The organism is Neobacillus citreus, assembly GCF_018343545.2.
Lineage (GTDB): Bacteria > Bacillota > Bacilli > Bacillales > Cytobacillaceae > Neobacillus > Neobacillus citreus.
On the sequence record NZ_JAGYPE020000009.1, the window covers coordinates 123,791 to 128,241 of the forward strand.

The 4,451-nt window shown below is 38.0% G+C and carries 4 protein-coding genes; 1 reads left to right on the forward strand and 3 read right to left on the reverse strand.

Translation table 11 applies throughout. The features are described 5' to 3' along the window. From KHB02_RS07650 to KHB02_RS07660, 3 genes are all read right to left on the reverse strand, one after another. The coding region (locus tag KHB02_RS07650) for an ABC transporter permease (protein WP_241113768.1) at positions 1-629 on the reverse strand (629 nt) is incomplete at its 3' end. Positions 630-806: 177 nt separating this feature from the next. Continuing rightward, the gene (locus KHB02_RS07655; RefSeq protein WP_213145715.1) at positions 807-2,399 is read right to left on the reverse strand and encodes an ABC transporter substrate-binding protein; all 1,593 of its coding nucleotides are present in this window, start codon (positions 2,397-2,399) and stop codon (positions 807-809) included. 63 nt (positions 2,400-2,462) lie between these two features. Continuing rightward, positions 2,463-3,719: an amidohydrolase gene (locus tag KHB02_RS07660; RefSeq protein ID WP_213145714.1), complete on the reverse strand. Its 1,257-nt coding sequence runs from the start codon at positions 3,717-3,719 to the stop codon at positions 2,463-2,465. 416 nt (positions 3,720-4,135) lie between these two features. Between KHB02_RS07660 and KHB02_RS07665 the strand changes: the two genes are divergently transcribed. Beyond that, the gene (locus KHB02_RS07665; protein WP_213145713.1) at positions 4,136-4,297 is read left to right on the forward strand and encodes a hypothetical protein; all 162 of its coding nucleotides are present in this window, start codon (positions 4,136-4,138) and stop codon (positions 4,295-4,297) included. Positions 4,298-4,451: the final 154 nt, after the last annotated feature.

Here is a 4,451-nt window from a genome sequence, read left to right on the forward strand (position 1 = left end):
AAATTCAACGTTTCGACCATGGAAGACCGAGTCATCCGTGCAATAAGTGCGGCTTGACCAGTACCTAAGGCAATAGCTGGCATAATGAGATATTTAATATGCTCCCAAAAGCCGGCGCTCAATGGCTGATACCCGGCTACTGGAAGCCACCTTAAGTTAATAGCCAAAATAATAATTAAAAATAATCCGAAGAGGAAATGGGGGATAGAGATGCCCAGCAAGGAAAGACCCATAAAAGTTTGGTCAGTCGCAGTTCCCCGCTTTCTAGCAGCCATAATTCCTAAAGGCAAAGCAATAAGAATAGCTGTAATTTGAGACAAAATAGCTAATGATATGGTAGGACCAAGATGTTCTATTATTGCCTCCGTTACCGGTTTATCCATAAAAAATGAATCGCCTAAGTCTCCTTGGAAAACACCTTCAACCCAATGGAAATATTGCTGGTAAACAGGGTCATTTAGTCCTAGGTCCTCTTGCAATTGCTTGACATCTTCTTGACTTGCTTCAGGACCGAGTATCACGGATGCAGGGTCTCCTGGTGTTAAATGGATAATCATGAAAACGACAATTGAAACGATGAGAAGAACTGGAATAAGAGAAAGAATTCTTTTTAAAATATACGATTTCAAATCAAACAAGCCTCCTTTTGCAGAGTATGTAACGGAAGATAACAAGCAGTTTGTAATAGGAAAGGGCAACCTCACTGAACAATTTCCAGATCGTGGTGTTTGAACATCCTTCTGGTCTTTGTCTTACTCGTGAGGTCCCCCCCTAACCCGTCAACCTCTTGTTATACTAAGAAGTCATTATTTTGTTAGACTTGTATTCCATAGGATCATACCTTCAAAATAAGTGTTTCCTTTAATCTCCTCATTTCGATAAACATGGAAGGTATAATAGTCTCCGATTTTAACGTAAGGTACATACTCTTTCCAAGCATATTCCTGCATTTCTTCCCATTTGGCATAAGCATCCTTATCAGATGCTGCAGTACGAATTTGTTCTGTGAATTGTTGAAGTTTCTCATCCGCAGGCCAGCCTGGGTAATTAGGGTCTAATGGTAACGTTTGAGTTGGCAATGAAACTGGTGAAAATCCAGTAATAAATGCATCCCAAGCAGCTGGATCATTCCGTTTAGAGGTTAATGTTGCCCAGTCCACGACGTCCAATTTCACCTTAATTCCAATCTTTTCTAATTCTTCTTTCATGACAACAGCAGAATTATAGTTATACTCATAATCCCTGGTTGTTAGGATACGGACCTCTTCTCCCTTATAGCCGGATTCACTAACTAACTGTTTAGCCTTTACTTTATCGTTTTGGTTATAATACTGTTTCCCGGCATCTGTGTACCATTTTTTCTGGTCTTTATACATTAATCCATTATCTAACCGGTAAAATTTCTTATTCCCATACGCTCCAATCAATACGTCTTCGTTATTAATCCCTGTATTGACTGCCTGACGAAGTTTTTCGTCCGTAAATGGCCCTTGTTTTTTGTTAAATACGAAGGTAAGACCCCCATATAAATTTAAGATTGGTTTCGTATCAGGGGAACTGCTAATTTGCTCATAGTTATCAGAAGGGATTTGATACGCAATTTGATATTGACCTGTTGTAATTCCACCGAGTCTAGTAGAACTATCTGAAACAACTTCAAAAATAATGTTATCTACTAAAGCTTCCTTTTTACCTGCTAATCCATTAGATGGTGCATCTACAGGTTTGTAATCATCATATTTTGCCACTTTAATATATTGGTCTGGTTTCCATTCAACAAATTTAAATGGTCCAGTACCAACAATGTCGGTGATCCCGTCCTTTGGAGCATTGTCAATAATTTCTTTCGGCATGATAGCAGCAAACTGGTTGGTGGAAGCAATGACATCTAATACACCAATGGTCGGCTTTTCAATTTTTAATTGAACCGTATATTTATCTACTTCTTCAAATTGACCTTTTCCAATCGCATTAGCAGCCCGTGTTGATTTGGTTAACCAGCGGTTCATCGATGCTACTACATCTTCTGCTGTCATCTCTTTACCGTTATGGAATTTAATCCCTTGTCTTAATTTGAAAGTGTAGGTTAAGCCATCCTCACTAACTTTATATGATTCTGCTAACATCGGTTGTACTTCATAATCCGGGTTTAACACCAATAAGGTTTCAAAGATGTGTCTGGCGATTTCTTTGGTAGCAGTGGTTGTAGAGATTTGAGGATCTAATGTTGGCGGCTGGGCATCAATGGCAACTTTAAGGTCTCCCCCTTTTTTCGTAACCGCCTCACCGCTAGTGGATTTCGTTTTTTTGTCTGAATCATTACTGCACCCGATTAAAGCCATTGAGAGCAATAACAGACCTGTGATTAACCAACTGAGCTTTTTAAACCTTTTTGTCATAAATAAACCCCCTTTTTTATATAAAAATTCGGAAATCGGTATGTTGAATTTAGAACAATTCTTCTAAGTTAACATCCGTTTTCCTATTCTTACTAATAGTTGAACGGCTAGCGGCAGAACAGCCTCATCAATATCAAATTTGTGATGATGGTGCGGCGCCGGTAATGGGGAACCAATATTCATGTAAGTTCCCTTTCCTCCTCTATCTTGAACCCTTTTAATAAGGAAAGAAGCATCTTCACTGCCTAGGCTAATGTCACAATCTTCTTTGAACGATGTAAACCCATCTATTTGCTTTGCTTCTTCGAGTACCACGGAGACCAACTCTAGATCAGGTTGGATAGTGGTCGCTTCACCAATTATGTCTATCTTTGAAGTTAATCCGTGCATCAGGGCACAATGTTCTACAATTGATTTCACCCGTTCTTCTAGTTCGTCTTTTATTTCTGCTCTATCTGAACGGACATCAATGACCATAGAAGCTTCGCTCGCAATAATATTTGCGGCTGTTCCACCTTCTAATATTCCTACATTCACCCGAGTGGTCCCACCACTGAAACGAGGGATGGCATGGATATTTAATAAAGCAGTAGCTGCTCCTAGTAAGGCATTTCGCCCTTTTTCAGGAGTCCCACCAGCATGGGATGGAACACCGTAAAAATAGGCCTTCATTTTGGAAGAAGCTAAAAATTTTGAATTTCCTCCATGAACTTCTCCTAGTGGCAAATCTAATCCAAGATGGGAGCAAAACAGAAAGTCCACGTCATCGACAATTCCTTTTTGGGACATCGCATATCCTCCTCTGCCACCTTCTTCAGCAGGTTGAAAAATTAGTTTTAAGGTACCAGCAAACTCTCGGTCTGCTAATCTTTCAGCTAGTAATAACCCCATGGCCGTATGGCCGTCATGCGCACATGCATGCATATTTCCAGAGAATTCAGAGGAGAATTCTTCCGCATGCGGATAATGATCCTCATCGTTGCTCTCATGAATAGGTAAAGCATCCATATCAAATCGGAAAGCTACTGTAGGGCCTTCCTTTTTTCCTTTCAATTCTCCTACGACTGCGGTATTGCCGCCTTTCATTTTTTCAATTATTTCCAGATTGGCACCGCATTTTATTGCTCTTGCATACGCCTCGTCCAATTCACGTTTAGTTGGGACCCCACGACGGGAGTTAGAATCAATTGCGTCTTCACCATATAAAACGTAAAACCCTAAACCCTCTAGGACCTCAACCACTTTGGAAGCGGTTCTGAACTCAGTAAAACCTAGTTCAGGATAACGATGAAAATCTCTTCTTAAATCTATGACATTCACAAAGAATCCCTCCTTATCTCTTGAAATATAGCAAAAATAATGGTATATATTAGAATCATGTAAGATATTTTGACAATAGTTTTTTGAGTTATTAGAATATTACCAAAGTTAAGATAATAAATAAAATTAGTTTTATAAATATTGATAATGAGTTTTTTTAATCATTGAATTAATAGAATAGAATGTTAAACTGAATTCTCTTCTTGCTTTAGAAAAAGCGGTTCTGCTATGTACAGAAACGCTTTTTTGTTTAAACTCTTAACCGAATTGTTAACTCTCTTTAAAAAAAGAAAAACTTGTAATCAAGTAGTAGTTAATTCTTAAACTTTGGCCCTACGTTTAAAATGGGGAAAAGTACAAGCACTTTCAATTTTTTCACATATATTAATGAAAAGATTCGAGGTGGACGATGGAAAATGGAGATAGTTGTTCTGTTTACTATTGAGGAGGCAGAGACCCGAATCCAAAACAGGATCAATGAGATCATAAATAACAACGATCAACCAAATTATGAAAAACTCCCTGGGCTCATTGATGCCTTAAAAATAATATTAGAAAGCAAAAAAGCGGAGAATTAATTTATTCTCTGCTTTTCAATATCTTCTAAATATGAAATAATAAATTCTTTCATAATTTCCTCCTTAAAAAACAAATTCCGTGAAAATTCAGAAATACAAAAAAACACTTAGGGAAGCCTATTATTCATTTATATTTAATCCAGATAAATTTAAA